This window comes from Neisseria sp. DTU_2021_1001991_1_SI_NGA_ILE_055 (assembly GCF_032342915.1).
Classification (GTDB): Bacteria; Pseudomonadota; Gammaproteobacteria; order Burkholderiales; family Neisseriaceae; genus Neisseria.
In genome coordinates this window covers 25,377-52,341 of record NZ_CP135440.1, presented here as the reverse complement: position 1 = coordinate 52,341, position 26,965 = coordinate 25,377, and the positions used below count along the sequence as shown (strand labels likewise).

At 52.5% G+C, this 26,965-nt stretch carries 23 protein-coding genes, 2 tRNA genes and 1 riboswitch; of the genes, 4 read left to right on the top strand and 21 right to left on the bottom strand.

Annotated features, from left to right (window positions below; translation table 11 throughout):
* Window positions 1-30: 30 nt before the first annotated feature.
* The gene (gene hemL, locus RRV97_RS00235) at window positions 31-1,314 is read right to left on the bottom strand and encodes a glutamate-1-semialdehyde 2,1-aminomutase (protein WP_315611609.1); all 1,284 of its coding nucleotides are present in this window, start codon (window positions 1,312-1,314) and stop codon (window positions 31-33) included.
* A gap of 198 nt (window positions 1,315-1,512) precedes the next feature.
* Here hemL and RRV97_RS00230 point away from each other — a divergent pair, with 198 nt between their 5' ends.
* The 3 genes from RRV97_RS00230 to RRV97_RS00220 all read left to right on the top strand — a co-directional run bounded on the left by RRV97_RS00230 (window position 1,513) and on the right by RRV97_RS00220 (window position 4,842).
* Window positions 1,513-1,908 carry a hypothetical protein gene (locus RRV97_RS00230; RefSeq protein WP_004519559.1) on the top strand — a complete coding sequence of 132 codons (396 nt, stop codon included), beginning with the start codon at window positions 1,513-1,515 and terminating at the stop codon, window positions 1,906-1,908.
* 71 nt (window positions 1,909-1,979) lie between these two features.
* Complete coding sequence (miaB, locus tag RRV97_RS00225) at window positions 1,980-3,302, top strand: tRNA (N6-isopentenyl adenosine(37)-C2)-methylthiotransferase MiaB (RefSeq protein WP_315611608.1); 1,323 nt, start codon at window positions 1,980-1,982, stop codon at window positions 3,300-3,302.
* 229 nt (window positions 3,303-3,531) lie between these two features.
* Entirely contained in the window at window positions 3,532-4,842 is a 1,311-nt protein-coding gene (locus tag RRV97_RS00220; protein ID WP_049333916.1) for an NCS2 family permease, read from the top strand.
* 83 nt (window positions 4,843-4,925) lie between these two features.
* Here RRV97_RS00220 and RRV97_RS00215 read toward each other — a convergent pair whose 3' ends face one another.
* The 16 genes from RRV97_RS00215 to gcvT form a co-directional block, all read right to left on the bottom strand.
* Entirely contained in the window at window positions 4,926-5,483 is a 558-nt protein-coding gene (locus tag RRV97_RS00215; RefSeq protein ID WP_315611607.1) for a hypothetical protein, read from the bottom strand.
* A gap of 394 nt (window positions 5,484-5,877) precedes the next feature.
* Window positions 5,878-5,952, bottom strand: a tRNA-Glu gene (locus RRV97_RS00210).
* A gap of 12 nt (window positions 5,953-5,964) precedes the next feature.
* A tRNA-Arg gene (locus tag RRV97_RS00205) sits at window positions 5,965-6,041 on the bottom strand.
* Window positions 6,042-6,173: 132 nt separating this feature from the next.
* Entirely contained in the window at window positions 6,174-7,532 is a 1,359-nt protein-coding gene (locus tag RRV97_RS00200; RefSeq protein WP_049348127.1) for a deoxyguanosinetriphosphate triphosphohydrolase, read from the bottom strand.
* 57 nt (window positions 7,533-7,589) lie between these two features.
* Window positions 7,590-8,849: a transcription termination factor Rho gene (rho, locus tag RRV97_RS00195; RefSeq protein ID WP_003748836.1), complete on the bottom strand. Its 1,260-nt coding sequence runs from the start codon at window positions 8,847-8,849 to the stop codon at window positions 7,590-7,592.
* 244 nt (window positions 8,850-9,093) lie between these two features.
* Window positions 9,094-9,996, bottom strand: coding sequence for a DMT family transporter (locus tag RRV97_RS00190; protein ID WP_315611606.1), 903 nt, complete (start codon window positions 9,994-9,996; stop codon window positions 9,094-9,096).
* An 83-nt stretch (window positions 9,997-10,079) separates the two neighbouring features.
* Window positions 10,080-11,768 (bottom strand): glutamine--tRNA ligase/YqeY domain fusion protein, encoded by a 1,689-nt coding sequence (locus tag RRV97_RS00185; protein WP_315611605.1) that lies wholly within the window; start codon window positions 11,766-11,768, stop codon window positions 10,080-10,082.
* Between the two features lie 105 nt (window positions 11,769-11,873).
* Window positions 11,874-12,653 (bottom strand): DeoR/GlpR family DNA-binding transcription regulator, encoded by a 780-nt coding sequence (locus RRV97_RS00180; RefSeq protein WP_315039666.1) that lies wholly within the window; start codon window positions 12,651-12,653, stop codon window positions 11,874-11,876.
* Window positions 12,654-12,725: 72 nt separating this feature from the next.
* On the bottom strand, window positions 12,726-13,439 hold the full coding sequence (locus RRV97_RS00175; RefSeq protein WP_049348122.1) for a GntR family transcriptional regulator: 714 nt from the start codon (window positions 13,437-13,439) through the stop codon (window positions 12,726-12,728).
* Between the two features lie 261 nt (window positions 13,440-13,700).
* Entirely contained in the window at window positions 13,701-14,120 is a 420-nt protein-coding gene (locus RRV97_RS00170; RefSeq protein ID WP_003679886.1) for an OsmC family protein, read from the bottom strand.
* A gap of 111 nt (window positions 14,121-14,231) precedes the next feature.
* Entirely contained in the window at window positions 14,232-15,041 is an 810-nt protein-coding gene (gene thiD / locus RRV97_RS00165; RefSeq protein ID WP_315611604.1) for a bifunctional hydroxymethylpyrimidine kinase/phosphomethylpyrimidine kinase, read from the bottom strand.
* A gap of 225 nt (window positions 15,042-15,266) precedes the next feature.
* The gene (gene gcvP, locus RRV97_RS00160) at window positions 15,267-18,119 is read right to left on the bottom strand and encodes an aminomethyl-transferring glycine dehydrogenase (RefSeq protein ID WP_315611603.1); all 2,853 of its coding nucleotides are present in this window, start codon (window positions 18,117-18,119) and stop codon (window positions 15,267-15,269) included.
* Window positions 18,120-18,394: 275 nt separating this feature from the next.
* Window positions 18,395-18,577, bottom strand: a complete 183-nt coding sequence (locus tag RRV97_RS00155) for a hypothetical protein (RefSeq protein WP_315611602.1) — start codon at window positions 18,575-18,577, stop codon at window positions 18,395-18,397.
* A gap of 123 nt (window positions 18,578-18,700) precedes the next feature.
* Window positions 18,701-19,252, bottom strand: coding sequence for a DNA-3-methyladenine glycosylase I (locus tag RRV97_RS00150; RefSeq protein ID WP_315611601.1), 552 nt, complete (start codon window positions 19,250-19,252; stop codon window positions 18,701-18,703).
* Between the two features lie 107 nt (window positions 19,253-19,359).
* Window positions 19,360-19,758: a glycine cleavage system protein GcvH gene (gene gcvH / locus RRV97_RS00145; protein WP_036494010.1), complete on the bottom strand. Its 399-nt coding sequence runs from the start codon at window positions 19,756-19,758 to the stop codon at window positions 19,360-19,362.
* A 146-nt stretch (window positions 19,759-19,904) separates the two neighbouring features.
* A complete protein-coding gene (gene gcvT, locus RRV97_RS00140; protein WP_315611600.1) occupies window positions 19,905-21,005 on the bottom strand; it encodes a glycine cleavage system aminomethyltransferase GcvT in 1,101 nt (366 codons plus the stop codon).
* A gap of 210 nt (window positions 21,006-21,215) precedes the next feature.
* Window positions 21,216-21,312: riboswitch (glycine riboswitch) on the bottom strand.
* Between the two features lie 206 nt (window positions 21,313-21,518).
* Here gcvT and ubiB point away from each other — a divergent pair.
* Entirely contained in the window at window positions 21,519-23,030 is a 1,512-nt protein-coding gene (gene ubiB / locus RRV97_RS00135) for a ubiquinone biosynthesis regulatory protein kinase UbiB (protein ID WP_315611599.1), read from the top strand.
* Window positions 23,031-23,105: 75 nt separating this feature from the next.
* On the opposite strand, the gene RRV97_RS00130 is transcribed toward ubiB, so the two are convergent.
* The 4 genes from RRV97_RS00130 to RRV97_RS00115 all read right to left on the bottom strand — a co-directional run bounded on the left by RRV97_RS00130 (window position 23,106) and on the right by RRV97_RS00115 (window position 26,859).
* A complete protein-coding gene (locus RRV97_RS00130; RefSeq protein ID WP_315611598.1) occupies window positions 23,106-24,476 on the bottom strand; it encodes a chloride channel protein in 1,371 nt (456 codons plus the stop codon).
* A 77-nt stretch (window positions 24,477-24,553) separates the two neighbouring features.
* Window positions 24,554-25,774, bottom strand: a complete 1,221-nt coding sequence (argJ, locus tag RRV97_RS00125; protein ID WP_315611597.1) for a bifunctional glutamate N-acetyltransferase/amino-acid acetyltransferase ArgJ — start codon at window positions 25,772-25,774, stop codon at window positions 24,554-24,556.
* Between the two features lie 42 nt (window positions 25,775-25,816).
* Complete coding sequence (locus tag RRV97_RS00120; protein WP_410505890.1) at window positions 25,817-26,515, bottom strand: LrgB family protein; 699 nt, start codon at window positions 26,513-26,515, stop codon at window positions 25,817-25,819.
* On the bottom strand, window positions 26,515-26,859 hold the full coding sequence (locus RRV97_RS00115; protein ID WP_315611596.1) for a CidA/LrgA family protein: 345 nt from the start codon (window positions 26,857-26,859) through the stop codon (window positions 26,515-26,517). The genes RRV97_RS00120 and RRV97_RS00115 overlap by 1 nt, the downstream gene beginning before the upstream one ends.
* Between the last annotated feature and the right edge of the window lie 106 nt (window positions 26,860-26,965).

Here is a 26,965-nt window from a genome sequence, read left to right as displayed (position 1 = left end):
CGGCCTTTTTTCATATGACAGCTTCAGCTTTTATTTCGCCATTTCTTTGAACACTTCGTGTGCCGCAGCAATGGTTTCGTCAATCAGCTCGGGCGTATGCGCGGCGGAAACAAAGCCGGCTTCATAAGCCGACGGGCCGAAGGCAACATTGCGGTCGAGCATACCGTGGAAGAAATGTTTGAAACCTTCAATATTGGAACGCGCCATATCGGCGTAGTTTTGCGGTGCATGGTTGGCAAAATACAAGCCGAACATGCCGCCCACGCTGTCGGCCGTAAATTCAACGCCGTGCGCTTTGGCCGCGTCGGCAATACCGTTGGCGAGGCGTTGGGTCAGGGCAGTCAGGTTTTCATAGAAGCCTTCGCGCTGAATGATTTCCAGCGTTTTCAAACCGGCGGCAACCGCAATCGGATTGCCGGACAATGTACCTGCCTGATACACGCCGCCCAACGGAGAAATACATTCCATAATGTCTTTACGGCCGCCGAACGCCGCCAAAGGCATACCGCCGCCGATTACTTTGCCCATGGTGGTCAAATCGGGTTTGATGCCGTGCAAAGATTGCGCGCCGCCCAGCGCCACGCGGAAACCGGTCATCACTTCGTCGTAAATCAATACGGCACCGTGTTTTTCAGTCAATTCGCGCAAGGCTTTGACAAAGGCTTCAGACGGCCTAACCAGATTCATATTGCCGACAAATGGCTCCAAAATCACACAGGCGATGTCATTGCCACTTTGGGCAAAGGCTTCTTCCAGTTGGGCGATATTGTTGTATTCGAGTACCAAAGTGTGTTTGGTAAAGTCGGCAGGTACACCGGCGGAAGAAGGATTGCCAAACGTCAGCAGACCGCTGCCTGCTTTAACCAACAGGCTGTCAGAATGGCCGTGGTAGCAGCCTTCAAACTTGATGATTTTGTCACGGCCGGTAAAACCGCGTGCCAGACGGATAGCGGTCATCGTCGCTTCCGTACCGGAGCTGACAAGGCGCAGCTGCTCGACCGACGGCATGATTTTGGCGATTTCTTCGGCAATGACAATTTCGCCTTCAGTCGGCGCACCAAACGACAAACCGCCCAATGCCGCCTCGCGCACAGCTTCAATGACTTCAGGATGGGAGTGGCCGACAATCGCAGGGCCCCAAGAGCCGACATAGTCGGTATAACGCGTGCCGTTTTCGTCCCAAACATACGCACCTTCTGCCTTTTTGATAAAGCGCGGTACGCCGCCGACGCTGCCGAATGCGCGCACAGGAGAGTTCACGCCGCCGGGAATAATGGCTTTGGCGCGGTTGAACAAGCTTTCATTACGGTTCATGGTCAATTCTTTCGTAAGAGGTCGTCTGAAAATCAAATTGATGCCATTTTAACACCAAATCCTTTTCAGACGGCCCAAGCTTCAAAATAAGAATCGGGCGCAAAATCAAAATTATTCTTTAAAAACAAACACTCTATCCACATTTTTCCTGCTTGTGCTATAATCCGCGACCTATTGAAACAATAAAAGAAAAGCATCATGTTACGCGGATTCATACTCAGCCTCGCCCTTTTGGCGTCCTCCCTCGTCCATGCACAACGCAGCCTGCCCGACGATATGGATGTGGCCGTTTTAAAGACTGTCGATTTGCCTTATCTGAAAGTCAGCAAAGGCGGTTTTTCTTGGACGCGCCTACTGACCTTAGGCATTGTGGACGGCAATGCGGCCAAACTGCAAATCACGCGCTTTACCAAAATCCACGATGAAAACGACCGTTTCATCCCCATGGGCCGCCTGCTGAATCAAACCGGCAAAGCCGTCGCATTCAAATACAACGAAGAAAGCCGCCTCGTCCGCGAAATCTGGATTCTGACCGACGCCGAGGCCGACAGGTTTGCCGCTCACGCCAAAGCGCAAAAACAGGCGGAAGAATAACTTTCAGACGGCCCGGATATTCACAGGCCGTCTGAACCCTTTTACAACAAGCAAGTCAATCAAAACAAACCATGAAAAAAGTATTTATCCGCACCTTCGGGTGCCAAATGAACGAGTACGACAGCGAAAAAATGCTGTCCGTCCTCGCCGAAGAACACGGCGGCATCGAACAGGTTACCCAACCTGACGACGCCGACATCATCTTGTTCAACACCTGCTCCGTGCGTGAAAAAGCGCAAGAAAAAGTCTTCTCCGACTTGGGTCGCGTCCGCCCGCTCAAAGAAAAAAATCCCGACCTCATCATCGGCGTTGCCGGCTGCGTTGCCTCTCAAGAAGGCGAAAACATCGTCAAACGCGCTCCGTATGTGGACGTGGTTTTTGGTCCGCAAACGCTGCACCGCCTGCCCAAACTCATCGTCGATAAAGAAACCACCGGCCTGTCTCAAATCGACATTTCCTTCCCCGAAATCGAGAAATTCGACCACCTGCCGCCTGCGCACGTAGAAGGCGGCTCGGCATTCATTTCCATTATGGAAGGCTGTTCCAAATACTGCTCTTACTGCGTCGTCCCTTATACCCGCGGCGAAGAATTCTCCCGCCCGCTCAATGATGTATTGACCGAGATTGCCGGTTTGGCGCAACAAGGTGTTAAAGAAATCAACCTCTTAGGCCAAAACGTCAATGCCTATCGCGGCGAAATGGAAAACGGCGAAATCTGCGACTTTGCCACTTTGTTGCGCATCGTCCACGAAATCCCGGGCATCGAACGCCTGCGCTTTACCACCAGCCATCCGCGCGAATTTACCGATGCGATTATCGAGTGCTACCGCGACCTGCCGAAGCTGGTTTCCCACCTGCACCTGCCGATTCAAAGCGGTTCCGACCGCGTATTGAGCGCGATGAAACGCGGCTATACCGCCTTGGAATACAAATCCATCATCCGCAAACTGCGCGCCATCCGTCCTGATTTGTGCCTCAGTTCCGACTTTATCGTCGGCTTCCCGGGCGAGACCGAGCGCGAGTTCGAGCAAACCTTGAAACTGGTCAAAGACATTGCCTTCGACTTGAGCTTCGTCTTTATTTACAGTCCGCGCCCCGGTACGCCTGCCGCCAACCTGCACGACGACACGCCGCACGAAGAAAAAGTGCGCCGCCTCGAAGCTTTGAACGAAGTCATCGAAGCCGAAACCGCGCGCATCAATCAAACCATGGTCGGCACGGTTCAACGCTGCTTGGTCGAAGGCATTTCCAAAAAAGACCCCGACCAACTGCAAGCCCGTACCGCCAACAACCGCGTGGTCAACTTTACCGGCACACCCGACATGATCAACCAAATGATCGATTTGGAAATCACCGAAGCCTACACCTTCTCCCTGAAAGGCAAACCGGTATAAGCACACACAAACAAAGGCCGTCTGAAACTGTTCAGACGGCCTTTATCTTGGTTCGGCCCGGCATTATCTGATTCATGTATTTTTATTACCCGAACAAAAGGCTTTTCAGTATAATACCGCCCGAAAATTCCCTTATCTGTTGAGAAGTTAAGGCCAAAAACCAAACTTTTTACAGACCAATCCGACGATGCCGTCCCGCAAGCGGCTTTCCCAAAAGGAATATTTTTAAATGAGTTCTTCAAATCAAAGCGTTTTGGAACGATTGTTCAACCTGAGTGCCAATCAGACCAACGTCCGCACTGAAATCATGGCCGGTTTGACCACCTTCCTCGCCATGTGTTACATCATCATCGTCAACCCCCTGATTTTGGGCGAAACCGGCATGGATATGGGCGCAGTATTTGTGGCCACCTGTATCGCCTCCGCCATCGGCTGTTTCGTGATGGGCTTTGTCGGCAACTACCCGATCGCCCTCGCGCCGGGCATGGGTTTGAACGCCTACTTTACCTTTGCCGTCGTCAAAGGCATGGGCGTGGACTGGCGTGTGGCTTTGGGTGCCGTTTTCATCTCCGGCATCATTTTTATCCTGTTCAGCTTCTTTAAAGTGCGTGAAATGCTGGTCAACGCCCTGCCTATGGGCTTGAAAATGTCGATTGCCGCAGGTATCGGCCTCTTCTTGGCATTGATTGCACTCAAAGGCGCGGGCGTGATTGTGGCCAATCCTGCCACATTGGTCGGCTTGGGCGACATCCACCAACCTACCGCCCTGCTGGCGATGGCAGGCTTTGTCATGGTGGTTGCACTCGGCCATTTCCGCGTTAAAGGCTCCATCATCATTACCATTCTGACGCTGACCGCCGTCTCCACCGTCTTGGGTTTGAGCGAGTTCAAAGGCGTGGTCGGCGAAGTCCCAAGCATTGCGCCGACTTTCATGCAGATGGACTTCAAAGGCTTGTTTACCGTCAGCATGGTCAGCGTGATTTTTGTATTCTTCCTGGTTGACCTGTTTGACTCTACCGGCACATTGGTCGGCGTTTCCCACCGCGCAGGCCTGTTGCAAGACGGCAAACTGCCGCGTTTGAAACGCGCCCTGCTTGCCGACTCAACCGCCATCGTCGCCGGCGCCGCCTTGGGTACGTCTTCTACCACCCCTTACGTTGAAAGCGCGGCAGGTGTTTCTGCCGGCGGCCGCACCGGCCTGACTGCCGTTACCGTCGGCGTCCTGATGCTGGCCTGCCTGATTTTCTCGCCGCTGGTTCAAAGCATTCCTGCATTCGCTACCGCTCCCGCCCTGCTCTATGTTGGCGCGCAAATGTTGCGCAGCGCGCGCGAAATCGATTGGGACGACATGACCGAAGCTGCACCGGCATTCCTGACCATCGTCTTCATGCCGTTTACCTACTCGATTGCCGACGGTATTGCGTTTGGCTTTATCAGCTACGCACTCATCAAGCTCTTGTGCAACCGCACCCAAGACGTACCGCCTATGGTATGGATTGTCGCCGTATTGTGGGCATTGAAATTCTGGTTCTTAGGTTAAACCGCTCAAAAGAACAGGCCGTCTGAAAACTTTTCAGACGGCCTGTTTTATTTTACTCAGCGTTTAAAGCTGTCGGTAAAAAATTATTTTTTTGCTTTTTTAGCAGCTGGTTTAGCGGCAGCTTTCGCGCCTTTGTCCAATGCGCAGAAGCGGGTCAGGATTTGATCAACCACTTCTTGTTTGCCGTTTACTTCGGTAGTACCACGGACAGTCAGCATATTACCGTCAACTTTGTCTACGTTGGCTGCAGTAGCTGCTTCAGCAACCCAAGCAACGTTGCCGCCCCAGAATGCGTTTACATCTTTGCTGCTGTCAGTGATACGGAACAGGTTTTCAGTGACTTGGCCTTTGTATTTTACTTGTGCAGCAACAACTTCGTTGCCTTTGAAGCCGTACATGACGCTCAGAGGCTCTTTGCCGTCTTTACCGCATTTGTAGTGAACTTCTTTAGTACCGTCGATAGAGTCTACTTTCAAAGTATTAGGTACTGGAGCTTGAGCTTGTTGAGCCTGAGCTTGAGTTTGTTGTTGCGCAGTAGGAGCAGCTTTGGCTTCAGGTTTAGCTTTAGAACCGCTGCTACATGCAGTCAGGGCAACAGCCGCCAAAACGGCAGGAACGATTAATTTAACATTCATATTCATAATTGACTCCCAAATGGTTTCAATAAAAAACCGGCAAACGCCGGCTGACATTTACACATTAACAGAGATATTCCGTCTTGTCTTTATCTCAGACGGCATTTTTTAGGAAAAGTTCAAATAAATATTTTTATTTTATAAAATCAAGAAATTATAAATATGAAATCATGTAAATTCAGGTTTGGGAATTTTTAAGATGAATACTATTGTCAATAAATCGGGTTTTGACAATGGTAAAATGAGGTTGAAAAACGCATAGAAACGACAAAAAGTCTGGGCAATTGATTTTACAAACTTCTGCCTCTTGAGTTGCTAAGCGTTTCAGACGGCCTTAGAACACAAACAGTAAATGCAATAAAAAAACGCAATCTGAAACAGATTGCGTTTTTTTGAAAACTGGCACGCCCACGGGGAATCGAACCCCGGTTACCGCCGTGAAAGGGCGATGTCCTAACCGCTAGACGATGGGCGCGGATAAATCTTGTGGCGCACCCGGAGCGATTCGAACGCCCGACCCTCTGGTTCGTAGCCAGATACTCTATCCAACTGAGCTACGGGTGCATCCTCATCACTTCGCTAGTGCGTTGTGAATCAAGAAGACCGAATAATATAGGCTTTACTAAAACCTGTCTACTCTTTTCGCAGATATTTTTTATATTTTTATTTAACCAATTGAAATTAAAAAATATAAAATTAACGTAAAATCCCTACTCCTGACAAATCCTGCGCCATTTTAGCGGCGGAGTTATCGGTCATGCCACCGACAAAATCCAAAATCTTCATATAGGCCTGATACAGACTGTCTTCAGGAAGAATCGGATTGTGCTTTTTCAATAATTCCAACGCCAAAGACTGACGCGTTGCCAATTGTTTTTCAGCAATCAGGGCATAAGCGGCAGGGACAAGCAAATCCAAGATGGAGCCTAAACATGGGAATGTGGCGATTTCGGTCAAGAGTTTGGTGTGATGGCGGAAAATCCGTGTTTGCGCCAATTCTTTCGCTTTTGCCAAAGTGTTTTGCACTTGCGGGCTGCACAGAGCAAGCAAGTCTTTGCCTTTGAATGTTCCATCCAGCAAATCGGACTGATGCAACATAAAGGTTTGCGCGACATCATCAATCGCCTTGCCGATCGCAATGCCGCGCAACATGGCGCAACGCTGACGGCTGGAACTGGCGTGCCACGCGCTTTCGGCAAAGGTCAGTTCGGACAAAATACTTTCTACTTCCGTGTCCGTGAGCAAATCCAATTCGACGGCATCTTCCAAGTCCAGCAAGGCATAGCAAATATCGTCGGCGGCCTCCATCAAATAAGACAAAGGATGGCGCGCCCAGCTGTCTGCTCCTGCGGAAACCAGCCCCAATTCGTCGGCAACTTGACGGATAAACGGCAACTCGGTTTGATAAATATTGAATTTTTTTCTGCCGTTCGGATGTTGCGTTGTCCACGGATACTTCAACAATGCGCCGATGGCTGCCGCAGTCAGGCGCATTCCGCCCGCCTCGGGATACATTTCAAGGCTGGCGACGATACGCAGGCTATGCGCATTACCTTCATAGGTTTGAATGTCGTTGCGTTCCGCTTCGTTTAATGTGTTCAGATAAATTTGATGTTCAGGCCGTCTGAACCAATCGCGCAAAGCATCTTCGCCGGTATGACCAAACGGCGGATTACCCAAATCATGCGCCAAACAGGCAACCTGCACCACGGCACCAATATCGCTGGGCGTATTGCCCTGTGGCAGAAAACCGCCGTTGTGCAACATTACGCCCACGCGATTGCCCAAGCTCCTGCCCACGCTGGCAACTTCAACGCTGTGCGTCAGGCGGTTGTGCGTCAAGTCATGTTGCGCCAGCGGATGCACTTGCGTTTTTCGGCCAAGTCGGCGGAAGGCTCCGGAAAAAACAACCCGGTCGTAGTCGATGTGAAAATCCGTACGCAAAGCATCGGCACCTTCCTGAGTCGAAGGGGTAACGGTCGGCACGATTTCGCCGTTTTTGGGACGGAAGCGTTGGGTGGACAATAAGTTTTGCCAATTCATTCGGGTATTCATAAGCGTTTCCTAAAATGAAGCAAAGGCCGTCTGAAACATATTCAGACGGCCCTATGTTTATTTACCGCGCATCAATTCAAAGAAATCGTCATTGTTTTTGGAGTCTTTGAGTTTGCCCACCAAAAACTCGGTCGCTTCGATTTCGTCCATCGGATGGAGGAATTTACGCAAGAGCCACATGCGCTGCAACTGATCGTTCGGCACCAGCAATTCTTCGCGGCGCGTACCGGATTTATTGATGCTGATGGCCGGGAACAGGCGTTTTTCTGCCATACGGCGGTCAAGGTGCAATTCCATATTGCCCGTACCTTTGAACTCTTCGTAAATCACGTCGTCCATGCGGCTGCCGGTTTCAACAAGCGCTGTCGCAATGATAGTGAGCGAACCGCCTTCTTCCACATTACGCGCGGCACCGAAGAAGCGTTTCGGACGGTGCAAGGCGTTGGCATCGACACCGCCGGTCAAAATTTTGCCCGAAGTCGGCACGACGGTATTGTAGGCGCGCGCCAAACGGGTAATCGAATCCAGCAGGATGACCACGTCTTTTTTGTGTTCGACCATGCGTTTGGCTTTTTCAATCACCATCTCGGCCACTTGTACATGGCGTTGCGCAGGCTCGTCAAACGTAGAGGAAACGACTTCGCCGCGTACAGAACGGCTCATTTCGGTTACTTCTTCCGGACGCTCGTCAATCAACAGGACAATCAGCTCGACATCGGGATAATTGGCGGTAATGGCGTGGGCGATGTTTTGCAACATCACGGTTTTACCGGTTTTAGGCGGCGCAACCAACAATGCACGTTGGCCTTTACCGATCGGGGAAACCAAGTCGATGGCGCGGCCGGTCAGATTCTCTTCGGCTTTGATGTCGCGCTCAAGTTTGAATTGTTCGGTTGGGAATAAAGGCGTAAGGTTTTCAAAAAGGATTTTGTGTTTGCAGACTTCGGGCGGATCGCCGTTGATGGTGTCGAGGCGGACAAGCGCGAAATAGCGCTCGTTGTCTTTCGGCACGCGCACGCTGCCTTCGATGGTGTCGCCGGTGTGCAGATTGAAGCGGCGGATTTGCGTGGGCGAAACATAAATATCGTCAGGACCGGCAAGATAAGAAGTATCTGCGCTGCGCAGGAAACCGAAGCCGTCGGGCAGGATTTCCAGTGTACCGGAACAGGTAAAGCTGACATTCTGCTTCATCATCTGGCGGACGATGGCAAAAACGAGGTCTTGTTTGCGGAAACGGTTGGCGTTTTCAATGCCATGTTCTTCTGCCATTTCCAAGAGTTTGGAAATGTGGAGGGTTTGGAGTTCTGAAACGTGCATAGTATTGATATATTTTGGATGGTATCAGAGAGATGGCACACAGGCCGTCTGAAAGTATGAAATCGTGCCGCAGGATACGGTAGATTTTTGAGAAAGTTGAATTTTAGGCAGTTGGAGGCAGGGTGTCAAATTTTTAAATCGAACACTGAGCCGAGACCATAATCTTACCCTGCAATAAGATTATGGCCGGCAACAGCTTAGCAATCGCAACCCCATCGCCCAAAATCCGAGTATTTACCCAACTTCAGACGGCCTTTTGCCCGTACCGCATCAGCGTCATGCCGCCGACCGCCGCCGCACAGCCCGCAACCAGCGAAATATGCAGCGGTTCGCCCAAAAACCACGCCGAAGACAGCACACCGAAAATCGGCACAAGCGTAATATACGCCGCCGCGCTGCCTGCGCCCAAAGTCTTCACGCCTTCGAAATACCACGCATAGGCCAATACCGTCGCACCGATGACCAGCCACGCCAAGGCCGTCCAACCGCGCCCATCCATTGCCGCTATCGCCTCAAACGGCACTCCGTCCGTCCACAACGCCACCACCGACAACATCAACGCACCAATGAACGACGTTGCCGTCGTTACCGTCAGCGCATCTATCCCGCGCAAAACCGCGCGACCGATTAAGGTATAAGCCGCCCAACAGACCACGCAGCCGAAAATCAGCCACTCCCCCGCCTTGATGCCGCCCGACAATACCGTCAACGGCTGCCCTTGCGTTACCACCATAATGGCACCGCCGACCGCCAGCAGCATACCCGCCAAAATCTTCGCATTTAAACGCTCGCCGAAAAACCAAGTTGCCAACAGCAGCGTCAACACAGGGTTCACCGCCACGACCACCGCCGCCTTACCTGCCGGCATAGTCTGCAAACCCAGCATAAAAAACACCGCATAGCCGCACACGCCGACGGAAGCAGCCGCCGTCAAACCCAGCCATTGCCGCGCCGACAAAGCCGCCAAAGTCGCGAACCTGCTGCGCGCAAACAACCAGCCCAGCAACAAAACCGAAGCCAAGACAAACCGAACCGCCCCGCCCGTCAGCGGCGGCAGCGACTGCCCCAGCATCCGCCCCATCGGCCAAGACGCGCCCCACAACACCGCCATTCCCAGCAGTTTCAAATGTACAGAATAACGTTCCATCTCATTCCTTTTATCGACAAAGGCCGTCTGAAAACCGGATTTCACGTTTTCAGACGGCCTTCAATATAGCGACTACAAACAGATTACTTAGGCTGCCAAGAATCTTTCAGCGTGACCGTTCGGTTAAACACCGGCGTGTCTTTGCTGTGGTCTTTGCGGTCGGTGACGAAATAGCCGATGCGTTCAAACTGCCAACGGCTCTCCGCCGGCAAATCTTTTGCGACAGGCTCGGCGTAGGCGGTGATTTCCTTGATGGATTCTGGATTAAGGAAATCGGTAAACGGCAGGTAGTTGCCGTCTTCGCCGCGCACGGCATCGGGACGCTCGACGGTAAAGAGGCGGTCGTATAGGCGGACTTTGATTTCGGCGGCGTGTTCGGCAGACACCCAGTGAATCACGCCTTTGACTTTTCGGCCTTCGGGATTTTTGCCCAAGGTATCGTGGTCGATGCTGCACTTGAGTTCAACCACATTGCCTGCCTCGTCTTTTACTACTTCATCACACTTGATGACATAGCCGTGGCGCAAGCGCACTTCGCCGCCGGGAATCAGGCGTTTGAAGCCTTTGGGCGGATTTTCGGCAAAGTCGTCGGCTTCGATGTAGATGGTTTGTGAAATAGGCACTTCGCGATCGCCCATTTCTTCGTGGTTCGGATGGAACGCGGCACGGCGGCTTTGGGTTTTGCCGGCTTCAAAGTTGGTCAGGGTCACTTTGAGCGGATTCAAAACCGCCATCAGGCGCGGTGCGGAGTTTTCCAGCTCTTCGCGAATCGCGCCTTCCAACACGCTCATATCGACGATGTTTTCAGATTTGGAAATACCGGCGCGTTTGGCAAATAGGCGCAGGCCTTCGGGCGTGTAGCCGCGGCGGCGCATACCGGAAATCGTCGGCATACGCGGATCGTCCCAGCCGGTAACGTGACCGTCTGAAACCAGTTGGTTCAGCTTGCGTTTGGAGGTGATGGAATACAAAAGCTCTAAACGGGAAAACTCGTATTGGCGCGGGCGTGTGGCGTGCGGCGCGGGGATGTTGTCCAACACCCAATCGTACAGCGGGCGGTGGGCTTCAAATTCGAGCGTACACAAGGAATGCGTGATGCCTTCGATGGCATCGGAAATGCAGTGCGTGTAGTCGTACATCGGGTAGATGCACCATTTGTCGCCGGTGTTGTGGTGATGGGCGCGGCGGATGCGGTAGATGACGGGGTCGCGCATATTGATGTTGCCTGATGCCATGTCGATTTTCAGGCGCAGGGTTTTGCTGCCGTCGGGGAATTCGCCGTTTTTCATGCGTGTGAACAGGTCGAGGTTTTCTTCGACGCTGCGGTCGCGGTAAGGACTGTTTTTGCCCGCTTCGGTCAGCGTACCGCGATATTCACGCATTTCTTCGGGCGTCAAATCATCGACATAGGCCTTGCCGTCTTTGATTAAACCGACGGCGTAGTCGTAAAGCTGGTCGAAATAATTGGAAGCGAAACGCGGCTCGCCCGCCCAATGGAAACCGAGCCACTCGACGTCTTCTTTGATGGCGTTGACGTATTCGTCGTTTTCTTTTTCGGGGTTGGTATCGTCGAAACGCAGGTTGCACAAACCATCGTAAATATAAGCCAAACCGAAGTTCAGGCAGATGGATTTGGCGTGGCCGATGTGCAAATAGCCGTTGGGCTCGGGCGGGAAACGGGTTTGGATGGCTGTATGCTTACCGCTTTTGAGGTCTTCTTCGATAATGGTGCGGATAAAGTGGTTGTCCGCGAATTGGTCTTTATTCAACATAATATTTCTTTGATGGAAAGATGATTTTCTGTTTTCAGACGGCCCGGGCATTCAATCAGGCCGTCTGAAAGGAATGGAATGATGGCTCAATTGTACCCGACTTGGCTACTTTGATACAGGGTCGGCAACCTGCCACGCCACGCCGCGCTCGTTTAGGGTTTTCTGCATGGCGGCGGATGGTGGACGGTCGGTAAACAGCTTATCGAATGCGCCGATATCGCCCAGTCGGACCAAGGCATTGCTGTTGAACTTGCTGTGGTCGACGCCAAGATAGCGCACACGGGCATTGTTCACCATCGCCTGCATGACGCTGACTTCCTTGTAATCGTCATCCAAAAGCGAGCCGTCGTTTTCTATGCCGTGGGTGCTCATGATGGCATAGTCGACTTTGAATTGGTTGATGAAATCGACAGTCGCCACGCCGGTAATACCGCCGTCCAAGGGGCGGACCACGCCGGAAGCGATAATAACCGTGTAGTCGGTACGCGCCGCAGTGATGGAGGCAGCGTAGATGTTGTTGGTGATAATCCGCAGGTTTTTACGCTGTCTGACCAACTCGGCGGCGACGGCTTCCATGGTGGTGCCGATGCTGATAAAGAGCGAGGCATTGTCGGGAATGGTGGAAGCAATCAACCGGGCAATGGCGTTTTTTTCCTGCTGCTGATGGTTGCGCCGCTCCTGCCCTGCCGTTACGACTGAAACGTCGCCCAAAGACGCGCCGCCGTGATAGCGTTTGAGCTGTCCGGTTTCGCTCAATTCCTGCACATCGCGGCGTATGGTTTGCGGCGTCACATCCAAATTTGCCGCCAACTCTTCCACCGTCATGAAGTTATGTTCGCGGATAAGGGTGAGGATATGTTCGTGTCTCTGGATTTTGGGTTTCATGGCGTTTTGCTTTGCAGGGATAAACCAATGGCCGTCTGAATATTTCAGACGGCCTTTTTATTGTCAAACCGATTACATTTCGAGTTTTTGTTCCAAGCGTTCGATGCACGCGCTCAAGTGGCGGCGCATGACTTTGGTCACACGGTTGCGCTTGCCGGCCACCAACAAATCGAGGATTTCGCGGTGTTCATGGTGCGAATTGGAATTAATGGTGCGCTTTTCTTTGCGAAGCGGATCGGAAACGGCCACAATCAGTGAAGAACGCGCGCACAAGGTATTCATGATTTCAAACAGGACGTCGTTGTCCAGCAACCTCGCCAATTCGACATGGAAGGCATTGGACAGGCGGTTCCAACCCACGCGGTCGCCGCTTTCGGAGGCTGCGGCCTCTTGCTCAATCATGGCGTAAAGCGGTTGCAGGCGCGTTTCCAAATCAGGCATATCGATGAGGACGCTCAAAATCATGCTTTCCATTTCGATACGCGTGTTGAACACGTCTTTCATTTCTTTCAAGTCCGGCACATGGACAAATGCGCCGCGGTTGGGCTGCAAATCGACGATTTTATCGTGCGCCAAAAGCGATAATGCGCCACGCACGGTATTGCGCGAGCAAACCATTTGCCGGCACAGCTCGGACTCGGTCAATTTTTTGCCCGGCAGCAGCAGATGGTCGGTAATCCCGTCCAAAATCAATGCGTACACGCGAAAAAGCTCGGAATCGTGACGCTCTTCCAAAATAAGCGATGAAGTTGCAGGCGCAACGTTGGTATTATTTTCGTAATCCATAATGTTTCCCCAGTATTTGTGTTGAGGCGCAATGACTTGCAGACTTGCATATTTCAGGGTTGGTTAAAATATAATTAAAAATTGTTGACAATGTTAAACGAAACTTGCACAATGAGGTCAACAAGCCAAGTTATAAAGGCTGATAGAGAGAGAGAAAAAGGAATAAAAAGCAAGCAGATATATTCATGTTAATGCGTGAATATATCTGCTTTTTTTTGTGGGTAGCCGTTTCACGCTCCGGCTTTTTCCTTGAAAACCGCCCTATTCTGTTTCGACGATCTCGAAGCTGTGGCTCATTTTTGCCGCTTTGCCCAGCATAATCGATGCGGAGCAATATTTTTCGGCAGACATCTGTACGGCGCGTTCAATCGCGCTTTCCTGCAAATCCCGACCATACACTTTGAAATGGATATGGATTTCGGTAAACACGCGCGGCGCGGTGTCGGCGCGTTTGGCAGTCACTTCGGCACGGCAGTCGGTGATTTTTTGGCGTTGTTTCTCGGCAATCATCACCACATCGATGCTGGAGCAGCCTGCTACACCCAACAACAGCATTTCCATCGGGCTGGGGCCGCGTTTGACTTCGCCTTCAGCCGCCGCGCCTTCCATCACAACGCTGTGTCCGTTTGCCGTTGTGCCGACGAAGCACATTCCGTCTATCCATTTTGAAGTCACTTGCATGGTGTGTTTTTTATCCGTAAAAGCATTAATCTGATATTGTAAACAATTCCTAGTAATAAACCTAGTCAGGCCGTCTGAAAAATACAATCAATTACAATCGGATCGAACGCGTTATTCGTCCCGATACGCCCAATGGTTGACCGGCCCATGCCCTGCGCCGATGCCCAGAGGATGGGAAATGGCGGCGGCGATATAGTTTTTTGCCGTCTGAACTGCTTCGGGAACGCCAAACCCTTTTGCCAGCTCGGCAGCAATACAGGCTGAAAACGTGCAGCCTGTGCCATGCGTATGCGGCGTTGGGAAACGTTTGCTGTTCAGCTCGATGGTTTCGTTTGGCGTAAACAGCCAGTCGGTGCAATATTCGCTTTGGCTGTCGGCAAGATGACCGCCTTTAATCACCACATTTTTCACGCCCCAATCCTGAAGAATTTTGGCGGCGCGTTCCGCATCTTGGCGGTTTTCAATATTGATGCCCGTCAAGGCCTGCGCTTCGGGCAGATTGGGCGTCAAGACGTCCGTATGCGGCAGCAGCAGGCGTTTCATGGCTTCGACGGCTGAGTTTTCCAACAACGGTGCACCGCCTTTGGCAATCATGACCGGATCCAACACGCGTTTGCCGAAGTCGCATTCGGCGGTTTGTTCCGCCACGCATTCGATGATTTCCGCCGTACCCAGCATGCCGATTTTATAAGCGCGGATTTGAAAATCCTCCTGAATCGCGGCAATCTGCGCGGCAATCATGTCGGTCGGTATCGGATGCACCGCCGATACGCCCAAAGTATTTTGTGCGGTAACCGCGGTCAGTACGCTGGTGCCGAACACGCCGCGCATCTGAAACGTCTTCAAATCCGCCTGTACGCCTGCGCCGCCGCCGGAATCGGAGCCGGCAATCGTCAGCGTTTGAATAAAAAGTTCATCCATCGTGTCCTCCTGTTTTTCAGACGGCCTTTTGCTTATCGTTGTTGAAAGCCGTTTTGGTTTTATCCGCAAATAAAGGCATTTACCGTCTATTTTTCCGAATGCCTTATCTGTTGTTTTACCCAAAACAAACGTACGTTCTCGGGCGGAATATCTTAACAAACAAAAGGCCGTCTGAAAACTATTTTCATTTTCAGACAGCCTGTTCAATGTTAAACCTATTCAGGCTTAATCTTCATATGCGTCAATCGGCAAGCAGGAGCAAACCAGATTGCGGTCGCCATAGACCTCATCCAAACGTTTCACGCTCGGCCAGAATTTGTTTTCACGCACAAACGGCAACGGGAAGACAGCTTCTTCGCGGGAATACGGGTGCGCCCATTCACCGGTTACGTCGGCGGCGGTGTGCGGGGCGTTGACCAGCGGGTTGTCGTCTTTCGTCCATTCGCCGCGCTCGACTTTCAGCACTTCCTGTTTGATTTGTTTCAGGGCGGCGATGAAGCGGTCGAGTTCGGCTTTGCTTTCACTCTCGGTCGGTTCAATCATCAGCGTGCCGGCAACAGGGAAGGAAACCGTCGGGGCGTGGAAGCCGTAGTCCATCAGGCGTTTGGCAATGTCGGTTTCTGTGATGCCGCTTTCGGCTTTGAGCGGACGCAAATCGACAATACATTCGTGCGCGACGCGGCCGTTTTTGCCTGCATACAGAATCGGATAGTCTTCGCTCAAGCGTTTGGCGACATAGTTGGCGTTGAGCAATGCCCAGCGCGTTGCCTGTTCCATGCCTTGTTTGCCCATCATGGTCAGGTACATCCAAGTAATCGGCAGGATGGACGCCGAACCGAAGGCCGCAGCAGCAACGGCGGTTTGGTCGGCACTGGCGCTGTGGGTGTCGGTCAAAGCGTGTCCCGGTGCAAACGGAGCGAGGTGGGCTTTCAAACCGATAGGGCCAACGCCCGGACCGCCGCCGCCGTGAGGGATGCAGAAGGTTTTGTGCAGGTTCATGTGCAACACATCCGCACCGACCTCCGCAGGCTGCATGATGCCGATTTGGGCGTTGAGGTTGGCGCCGTCCATGTAAACCTGTCCGCCGTTTTCATGGATGATGCGGCAGATGTCGCGGATGCCTTCTTCGTACACGCCGTGGGTGGACGGGTAGGTAATCATGATGGCGGACAAAGCGTCGCGGTGTTGCTCGGCTTTGGCTTTCAAATCGTCGATGTTAACGTTGCCGTGTTCGTCGGTATCGACAACGACGACTTTCAAACCCAGCATGGCCGCAGTCGCAGGGTTGGTGCCGTGGGCGGATTTGGGAATCAGGCAGATGTTGCGGTGTCCCTCACCGTTGGCTTCTTGATAGCGGCGGATGGAGAGCATGCCGCTGTATTCGCCCTGCGCGCCGGAGTTGGGCTGGAAGGAAATTGCGTCAAAGCCGGTGATGGCTTTCAGGCTGTTTTCCATGTCGGTCAAGAGTTCGCGGTAGCCTGCGGCTTGGTCTTTGGGGGCGTAGGGGTGGATGTCAGTGAACTCTGCCCAAGTAATCGGCAACATTTCCGCAGTCGCGTTGAGCTTCATGGTGCAGCTACCGAGCGAAATCATGCTGCGGTTCATCGCCAAGTCGCGGTCTTCGAGTTTTTTCAGATAGCGTAACATTTCGTGTTCGGTGTGGTAACGGTTGAACACGGGATGTTGCAGAATATCGTCTTGACGCAGCAATTCGGCATTCAGACGGCCTTTGACGTCATCGGCAAATGTAGCCGTATCCTTGCCGGTAAACGCGCGGTACAAATCGGTTAAATCTTCGCGTGTCGAAGTTTCATGGAATGCAGCCGCAACTTGAGTATCGTTGACACGGCGCAGGTTGTAGCCCAGTTCCAAAGCGGTTTGGAACACTTGGTCTGCTTTCTCTTTGCTGCCGAAATCGACGGTAACGGTATCGAAGAAGACTTTGTGAACCACATTCAGGCCGTCTGAAACCAGCGCATCGGCAAAGGCAGAAGCCAGCGCATGAATGCGGTTGGCAATGCGTTTCACGCCTTCAGGGCCGTGGTAAACGGCATACATACCGGCCAAGTTCGCCAGCAATGCCTGCGCGGTACAAATATTGGATGTCGCCTTTTCGCGGCGGATGTGTTGCTCGCGGGTGGACAAAGCCATGCGCAAGGCAGGTTTGCCCGATGCGTCTTTGGATACGCCGATGATGCGGCCCGGGGCGGAACGCTTGAACTCGTCTTTAAACGCGAAATAAGCAGCGTGCGGACCACCGAAGCCCATCGGCACGCCGAAGCGTTGTGTGTTGCCCAAAGCAATATCCGCGCCCAACTCGGCAGGCGATTTCAGCAAAACCAAGCTCATGATGTCGGCGGCAACGGCCACGATTGTGCCTTTGGCTTTCAGACGGCCGATAACGTCCTGCAAGTCTTGCACGTCGCCGTCTTTACCGACGTATTGGAACAACGCGCCGAAGTATTCGCCCTCATCCGCTTTGGCAAAATCGCCGACCACCAGCTCGAAGCCGAAATATTTGGCGCGGGTTTTCATCACGTCCAACGTCTGCGGATACACGCGCGCATCCACAAAGAAACGCTCGGATTTCACTTTGCCCACGCGGTGCGCCATCGCCATCGCTTCAGCGGCGGCAGTCGCCTCGTCCAGCAAAGACGCACCTGCCACAGGGAAACCGGTCAAATCGATACACACTTGTTGAAAGTTCAACAACGCTTCCAAACGACCTTGGGCAATTTCCGCCTGATACGGCGTGTAGGCAGTGTACCAACCCGGATTTTCCAATACGTTGCGCAAAATCACATTCGGCACACGGGTCGGGTAATAGCCCAAACCGATATAGGACTTATTGATCACGTTTTTAGACGCAATGCCTTTCAATTTCGCCAATGCGTCCGCCTCGGTCAAAGCCTCGGGCAAATCGAGTTCGGACGGCATACGGATGCTTTGCGGCACGGTATTGCCGACAAATTCGTCCATGCTCTTCTCGCCGAGCGCTTCCAAAAGCGCAGCCTCGTCGCCAAAACTCAAATGGCGCGCGGCAAATTCGTTCGGGTTGAACAATTCAGATAGTTTCATTTCTACTCCTTCGGTGTTGTAGGAATCTGCCGTTGGGCAGGTGTTTTTACGGCGTTCATCATCCTTTTGCAGGAAAATTACCGTCCAAATTAAACTGATTAAAATACTGCCAAAAAATGCAATCTCAAAAAAAACAACCAAATCCCCGAGGCAACCGACTCCGCAACTTCCGCTGTTGCGGCTCAGGAAGGCATTAATATGACCGACAGCATAAAGAATCACGCAGAATTCAGGAATGGCCATCAACCAAATGCCTAAAACATTCAACCATTTCATCAGTGTTTTTCAACCTCGTTTTTTTCCATTTTAGGCAGCATGATGGAAATATCTGTTCCCGGAACAGGGCAAAGAAACAAAATCAGCAACAAATCAATGATAAACATCGGCAATCCCCATATCAAATTGGCGTGCATATAAGCCCGATAAGGATTGAAATCTTCCGCTGGTAAATATTCCATAATCTTTCTTCGTAAACTGTACAAATGACATTTACTTTAAACACTTATACCTCGCCATACAAGATTTGTATCACGTTTTTTCTTTAAAGATCGTCTGGAAACAGATTTTGCCCAAAACCGTTTTCAGACGACCTCTGCCCATTTCGGGCGGCATTTTAAAACTTCTTGATAAACCGGACAGGTTTCCACATGCGCGCCGAGTAGGTAGCCGGTACTCATCAGAAATTCGCCGACGATTTCGCCGCCGACAAATTTGAAATGTTTTTTAAACAGCTTCACCCATTCGGCTTTGTCGAGCGGATGGTGTGCATCCAGCCAGTTTTTGAATGAGCCGTATTCTTGCTGTATTTGTTTGATTTGTCGCGCGTTATAAATGGCTGCGTTGATTTTCAGGCGGTTGCGGACGATGCCTGCATCGGCAAGCAGTCGCTCAATATCGGCTTCGTCAAATGCGGCGACCGTATCGATGTCGAAACCTTTAAATGCCGTCTGAAATGCCTGCTGCTTCTTCAGCATCAGCGTCCAACTCAATCCTGCCTGATTGATTTCCAACACCAGCCGCCCAAACAATTCATTGTCGTCCTCAATCGGAAAACCGTATTGCGTGTCGTGATAATGCTGGTTGGGGTTGTCCGTATCGTCGGGTAGCGTGGCGACAAATTCGCAGTAATTCATGTTTATTGAGGAAAAATTGAAACAAAGGCCGTCTGAAAGTATTTTTCAGACGACCTAAGACCTGCACCATCAAACAGGCGCAAAACCTGTTTGGATGTTTGCAAAAATCAAGCTACTTCGCCTGCGTATTGTTCGGCAGTCAACAGACCGTCGTAATCGGCAGGGTTGGCAGGTTTGATTTTGAAGAACCAGCCTGCGCCGTAAGGGTCACTGTTGGCAGTTTCCGGCGCGCTTGGCAAATCTTCGTTGACGGCAACGACTTCGCCTGCAATCGGCGCGTACACGTCGGACGCGGCTTTCACAGACTCAACCACACCGGCTTGCTCTTCGGCAGCCAAGTTTGCGCCGACTTCGGGCAGCTCGACGAACACGATGTCGCCCAACAGCTCTTGCGCGTGGTGGGTAATACCGACAGTGATGGTACCGTCTTCTTCAAGGCGCAGCCATTCATGGCTGGCAACGTATTTCAGTTCGGCTGGGATGTTGCTCATGGTTTGATTCTCCATTGATAGGGGTTATTTTCAGACGGCCTCTGCGTGAATCAATATCCACAGATGCCTTGTTCAATGCTTTCTACAAACGTCCGTAACGGACGACAATTAAAACCTGCTTTCAGACGGCCCTTAACAAATAAAGGCCGTCTAAATCGATATTAATCAAACTGTTTTTGACCGTTGCGCACAAACGGCAGCTTCAGTACGCGTACATTGACTTCTTTGCCGCGAATCAGTACTTTGGCGGTATCGCCGTCAAAATCTTTCGGTACGCGGGCGATGGCGATGGATTGTTTCAGGCTGGGCGAGAATACGCCACTGGTGGTTTCGCCTTTGCCTTTGTCGGTCAACACTTCCATATGCGCGCGCAGGATGCCGCCTTTGTCGAGCAGCAAACCGACTTGTTTGACGGCAACGCCTTTTTCTTTCAATGCCAGCAAGGCGGCTTTGCCGACGAAGTCGCGGCTTTCGTCTTTCAAATCAACGGTCCAACCCATGCCTGCTTCGAGCGGGCTGGTGTCGTCGTCCATATCGTTGCCGTAGAGGTTCATGCCGGCTTCCATGCGCAGGGTGTCGCGCGCGCCAAGGCCGCAGGGCTGCACGCCGGCTTGTTGCAGGGCTTTGAAGAATGCGACGGCTTCGGTGCCGGGCAGGATGACTTCGACGCCGTCTTCGCCGGTGTAGCCGGTGCGGGCGACAAACCAGTCGTTACCCAAATCCGCGCCTTGGAACGGTTTGAGGTTGTTGACGACATCCGTCCATTCGGGTTTGACGGTCAGGAGTTTTTCGATGGCTTTAGGACCTTGTACGGCGAGCATGCCGAGGTCGTAGCGCGGATTGAAGGCAACGCCGAACTCTTGTCCGACTTTGTGGAATTGGGCAGTGTCTTTCTCGCGGGTCGCGCCGTTGGACACGATGCGGTATTGGGTTTCGGCTTCGTTGGTGCGGTAAACGATCAAGTCGTCGATCACGCCGCCGTTATCGTTGAGCAGCGCGGAATAAAGGGCTTTGCCGACGAAGGCGAGTTTGGCAACGTCGTTGGCAATCAGTTTGCGGAAAAAGGCTTTGGCATTTGCGCCTGCTACGTCGGTAACAAGCATGTGTGATACGTCAAACATACCGGCGTCGGTGCGCACGGCTTCGTGTTCGGCGATTTGTGAACCATAATGGATGGGCAGCTCCCAGCCGGCAAAATCTACCAGCTTCGCGCCTGCATCTTGATGGGCTTGATGAAATGGGGTGGTTTTCAGAGCAGTCATTCTCAAGTTTCTCCGGATTTTTTGTTCAGATGCCGCCCGCGCACCTGTGCGCGGATGACCCTATCTGTCCTTGAACCTGAGATTTTCGGCCGTATCCGCTGGATGGCAAACCAGTCTGCTCACTGCTTTGCGCGGTTGTCTGAATGGTGGTTCAGACGGCCTTCTCCCCTTCGGTGGACGTTATTCCAACGCCGCTCTCCAGATTGTTTGTTTCAATGTGCAGTCCCTGATACCTGAGCGATTTAAGGGTGTCTGCGCCTTCGGTGGCCACATGTAGTTGGATGTAGCTCTCTCCTGCACATTTCTCGATTATGGCTTGAATCGGCGGTTTGGGCAAGTGGCCGACGAATATTTATGATGTGAATATTCATCTTTTTATCAAAACGGCCGACCGCAAACCTTTGCTAAATTGCCGGATATGCGGCAAACATTTTTGCAAAAGTCTCAGGCCGTCTGAAGCCCTTACCCGTTTTTCCTATATAATTCTGTTTTTTCGATTTATCCGCGCCCACTATGAACCGCCTCAAACGCATCAAAACCATCCTCTGCACGCTCTACCGCTACCGCCTCGCCGAGCTGATTGCCTCGCTGGTCCGTCCGGGTTGGGCGCGGACTTTTCTCAATATGCTGCCGCAGTCGTCCAAGTTCAAACACGAGACGCCTGCCGTGCGCCTGCGTCTGGCTTTGGAAAGCCTGGGGCCGATTTTCATCAAATTCGGACAGGTATTGTCCACGCGCCCCGATTTGATTCCGCATGATTACGCGGTCGAACTGGCCAGGCTGCAAGACAAAGTGCCGCCGTTTGACGCGCAGCTTTCGCGCTCGCAAATCGAAAAATCTTTGGGTCAATCCATCGACACTTTATACGCGGAATTTGAAACCGAGCCCGTCGCCAGCGCGTCCATCGCCCAGGTACACAAAGCCCGCCTGCATTCGGGCGAACAGGTCGCAGTGAAAGTCTTGCGCCCCAACCTTTTGCCCGTTATCGAACAGGATTTGTCGCTGATGCGCTTTGGCGCAGGCTGGGTGGAGCGTTTGTTTTCAGACGGCAAGCGTTTGAAGCCACGCGAAGTGGTGGCCGAATTTGACAAATACCTGCACGACGAATTGGACTTGATGCGCGAAGCCGCCAATGCCAGCCAGCTCGGTCGCAATTTCCAAAACAGCGATATGCTGATTGTGCCGAAGGTGTTTTACGACTACTGCACCAGCGACGTACTGACCATCGAATGGATGGACGGCACGCCGGTATCCGATATTGCCAAACTCAAAGCCGAGGGCATCGATTTGCACAAACTGGCCGATTACGGCGTGGAAATCTTCTTCACGCAAGTTTTCCGCGACGGCTTTTTCCATGCGGATATGCACCCCGGCAATATTTTGGTCGCCGCCGACAACCGCTACATCGCCCTCGATTTCGGCATCGTCGGCACGCTGACCGACTACGACAAACGCTATCTCGCCATCAACTTCCTCGCCTTCTTCAACCGCGATTACCACCGCGTCGCCACCGCCCACATCGAATCAGGCTGGGTACCTGCCGACACGCGCGCGGAAGAATTGGAAGCCGCCGTCCGCGCCGTGTGCGAGCCTGTGTTCAACAAACCGATTTCGCAGATTTCCTTCGGCTTGGTGCTGATGCGCCTGTTTGAAGTCAGCCGCCGCTTCAATGTCGAAATCCAGCCGCAGCTTGTGTTGCTGCAAAAAACGCTGCTCAACATCGAAGGCTTGGGCCGCCAGCTTGATCCCGATTTGGACTTGTGGAAAACCGCCAAACCGTTTTTGGTGCGCTGGATGAACGAACAGGTCGGCCCCAAAGCCCTTTGGCGCAACCTCAAAAACGAAGCCCCCGACTGGGCGCAAATCATCCCTTCCCTGCCGCGCAAAATCAATGCGTTGGTTGATGAAAACCGCCAGCAGGAAATGCGCGATGCCTATGTGCACTTGGTCAAAGTACAGCAACGCCAAAGTTTGTGGCTGGGTATGATTGCGGTTGTTTTGTTGCTGATTTTGCTGTTTAAGTAAACCGTAATACAGCTTTAAACGACATATAAAAGGCCGTCTGAAATCTGATTTTCAGACGGCCTTTTATATGCCTATCTATTCTTTTTTCTCGTGCGGAACATGTCCGCTTTCGGCTTCGATATGCCGTCTGAAGCGCAAACCTGCGGCATGGTAAAACGGATGCGGCGAGAATTGGCGCGAGACTTGCGAAGCGAAGATGCACGTCAGCAGCATCCAAAACAGCAAATTCTGTCCGCCTGTCATTTCCATTACCACCACGGCGGCGGTCAACGGCGATTGGGTCGCGGCGGCAAGGAATGCGGCCATGCAGAGCAAAACCGCGACATTGGACGCGTCGCCCAGTTGCGCGAAAGAAGCCATGTGTTCGCCTATCATCGCGCCGATGGTTAAAGACGGCGTGAAGATGCCACCGGGAATGCCTGCCCAATAGCTGAACACGGTTGCCGCCCATTTTGCGGCGGCCAAGCCGAACGGCGCTTCATACGCGCCTTTGAGTGCGGCAGCGGCTTCGTGATAGCCCGTGCCATAGGTTTTGCCTTGATAAAACGTACCGATCAACGCCAGCAAAATACCCATTGCAAAGGCGACCACCAACAAATGACGGCGGATGAAACTGCGCCAGCGTACCGGTGCGAATGCCGCCGCGCCACGATACAAAAAGCTGCCGAACAATCCGCCAGCCACGCCGCAGATGATGCCCGACACCACGGCCCACATCAGCATGTTTGGCAGCTCATGCCCTTGAAAACCTGAAAAATACGGGTTATTGCCCTGTATCGCCACTTGAATGAAACCGGCCGCCAACACACCCATCAGGATTTGACGCTCCCAACGCAAAAGCACGCCGCGCCCCAATTCTTCGATGGCAAAGACCACACCGGCCAAAGGCGCGTTAAACGCCGCCGCCAAACCGCCCGCCGCGCCTGCGGCAATCAAATCGTTTTCCTGCATGCCCCTAAACGCCAGCCCGTGCTTTTTACACCACGCACCCCAAGCGTTCATCACTGCCGCGCCCACTTGTACAGACGGCCCTTCCCTGCCGACAGACGCACCCAACAGCATGGCGCAAAACGTCAGCGGAATTTTGAAAAAGGTTTCGCCCAAACGAATCAAACGGGTTTTCTGCGCACCATAAGGCAAAGACAAAGAGGCGATGACCTGCGGAATACCGCTGCCGGAAGTGTACGGCGCAAATTTGCGCGTAAACCATGCCAAAAGCGGCAAACCCAGCGGCAAAGCTACCCACGCAAACCACGGATATTTCCCCACCAACAAAGCGTTCCATTCCAAAGCCAAATCCGCCAAGTACGCAAACATCAAAGCCGTCAGGGCAACCAGTGCCGATCCTGCCAGCAAAAACAGAAAGGCAATGCTCTTTTTCGACAGGCGTTTGGTTTGGCGGATTTTGTGGGCAAGGCGCGCCGCCCAAGTCTGGGGAAATTTCATAATAAACACGCAGTCAATGTGTTCAGACGGCCTTGATACTTTTCTCAAAGGCCGTCTGAAAACAAAGATAAAGGTTTTTAAGAACGGTAATCCGCGTTAATCGACACATATTCGTGCGACAAATCGCAGGTATAAACAACCGCCGTCGTATCGCCGCGTTGCAAATCGATGCGGACGGTGATTTCCGGACGGTTCATCACCGCTTGTCCTGCTTCTTCGGTATAGCTTTCCGCGCGGCCGCCATTTTCGGCAACCAACACGTCATCCAGCCACATTTTCAAAGCATCGACATCCAAGTCTTCAATACCGGCATAGCCGACGGCTGCCAACAGACGGCCCAAGTTCGGGTCGGAGGCAAAGAAAGCGGTTTTCACCAAAGGCGAATGGGCGACGGCATAAGCCACTTTGCGCGCCTCTTCGCGGGTTTTCGCGTTTTGCACTTCAATCGTGATGAACTTAGTCGCACCCTCGCCATCACGGACAATCGCCTGCGCCAACTCCAAAGCCAGCGAACCGAGCAATGCTTTGAGCTGCGCATAGCGCGGATCGGCGGTATTGTCGATTTCGCTTTGACCGCAACGGCCCGTCGCCATAATCACGAAGCTGTCGTTGGTGCTGGTATCGCCGTCCACGGTAATCGTATTGAAACTTTCGTCTGCGATTTCTTGTGTCATCAGCTGCAAAATCGGTTGGGACACTTTGGCATCGGTGGCGATAAACGACAACATGGTCGCCATGTTCGGATGAATCATGCCCGAGCCTTTGGCGATACCGGTGGCGCGGACTGTGTGTTTCTCGCCGACCAAGCCTGTGCGCGAAGCGGCTTTCGGTACAGTATCCGTCGTCATGATGGCACGTGCCGCGTCCGACCAGAATGCAGGGCGCACTTGCGGCAAAGCGGCCACGATTTTATCCACAGGCAGAGGCTCCAAAATCACGCCGGTCGAAAACGGCATAATCTGATTGGATTGACAGCCGACCTGTTCCGCCGCCGCCGCGCACACTTTAATCGCGTCCAGACGGCCTTGTGCGCCGGTACCTGCATTGGCATTGCCCGTATTGATGACTAAGGCACACACGCCGTCTTGGTCAAACAGATGCGACTTGGCGATATGCACCGGCGCGGCGCAGAAACGGTTTTGCGTAAACACCGCGCCCACCGTATGTCCACCGCCCAACACCATCAGCGTCAAATCGTCGCGGTCTTGTTGCTTGATGCCGGCACGACCTGTAAACAGACGGATGCCGTCGATTTCCAACAATTCGTCTGCACGTTTTTCAGTCAAATTTACAGCCATATCATTTTCTCCTGTTTACACTATTTTCAGACGGCCTAAACGCTATACGCCCAATAAGGGGATCAAGATAGGCACCAATATCGCCGTCAACACGCCGTTGAGCGTCAAGCCCAAGCCGGCATATGCGGCCATACGGCGGCCGTATTCCAAAGACGCCGCAATACCCATCGCATGTGAGGCTGTCCCCAAAGACATTCCCACTGAAGAAGGCATATATAACGTCCCTTTCAACACTTTATATCCGGCCATCTGTCCAAAAAGTCCGGCAATAATCACCGTTGCCGCCGTAATCGCCGGAATACCGCCGATAGACGCCGTGATTTCAATCGCAATCGGGTTGGTTACGGATTTGGAAGCCAGCGACAAAACCACATCGCGCGAAGCGCCCAGCCATTTGGCAAAATACACACCCGTAACAATGCCTGTCACGCTGCCCGCCAACTGCGACAACACCACCGGAAACCACTGGCTGCGGATACGGTCCCAATTTCGATAAAGCGGCACGGCCAGCAACACGACTGCCGGTTTCAACCAAAAATCAATAAAGTGCGAAGCAGAATGGTATAGCTCGTAATCGATGGCAAAAACCTTCAAATAACCCATCAACACCAGCGTACTGATCAATACCGGATTACACAGCACATTCCCCGTGCGCGCCCGAATCTGCACCGCCAAAGCATACACGGCCAAAGTCAGGAACAGCATGACCGAGGGCATGCGTAACAGCCCGTCTATATTCATCACATCCACCTCCTGACCCACTCATGCACTTTGCCGGTCACCAACAATACGCAGATCGTACTGCCGATTGTGGCCGTCAAAATCGAAAACCAGTCGTTTGCAATCACATCCAAATAGCTGATGACGGCCACGCAAGGCGGCACCAAAAACAAAGTCAGGTTCGCCATCAAAATGTCCGCCAGCTCTTCCACCCAAGACAACTTGACCCAGCCGGCCTGAAGCGCGGCAAACAGCAAACCCATGCCGACAATGCTGCCCGGCAGCTTCAACCCCAAAATCCAAACGGCCGCCTCGCCCAAAGTCAGGCAACCCAATACCACCAATAAGGCACGAATAATATTCATTAAGCCGGTTTCTCCCTATCTTTTTCAGACGGCCTCAAAAAATTTATTAATCATTGAATCATATCGTGCCACAGGCCGTCTGAAAAGGGAAGAAACGCCTTCTTTC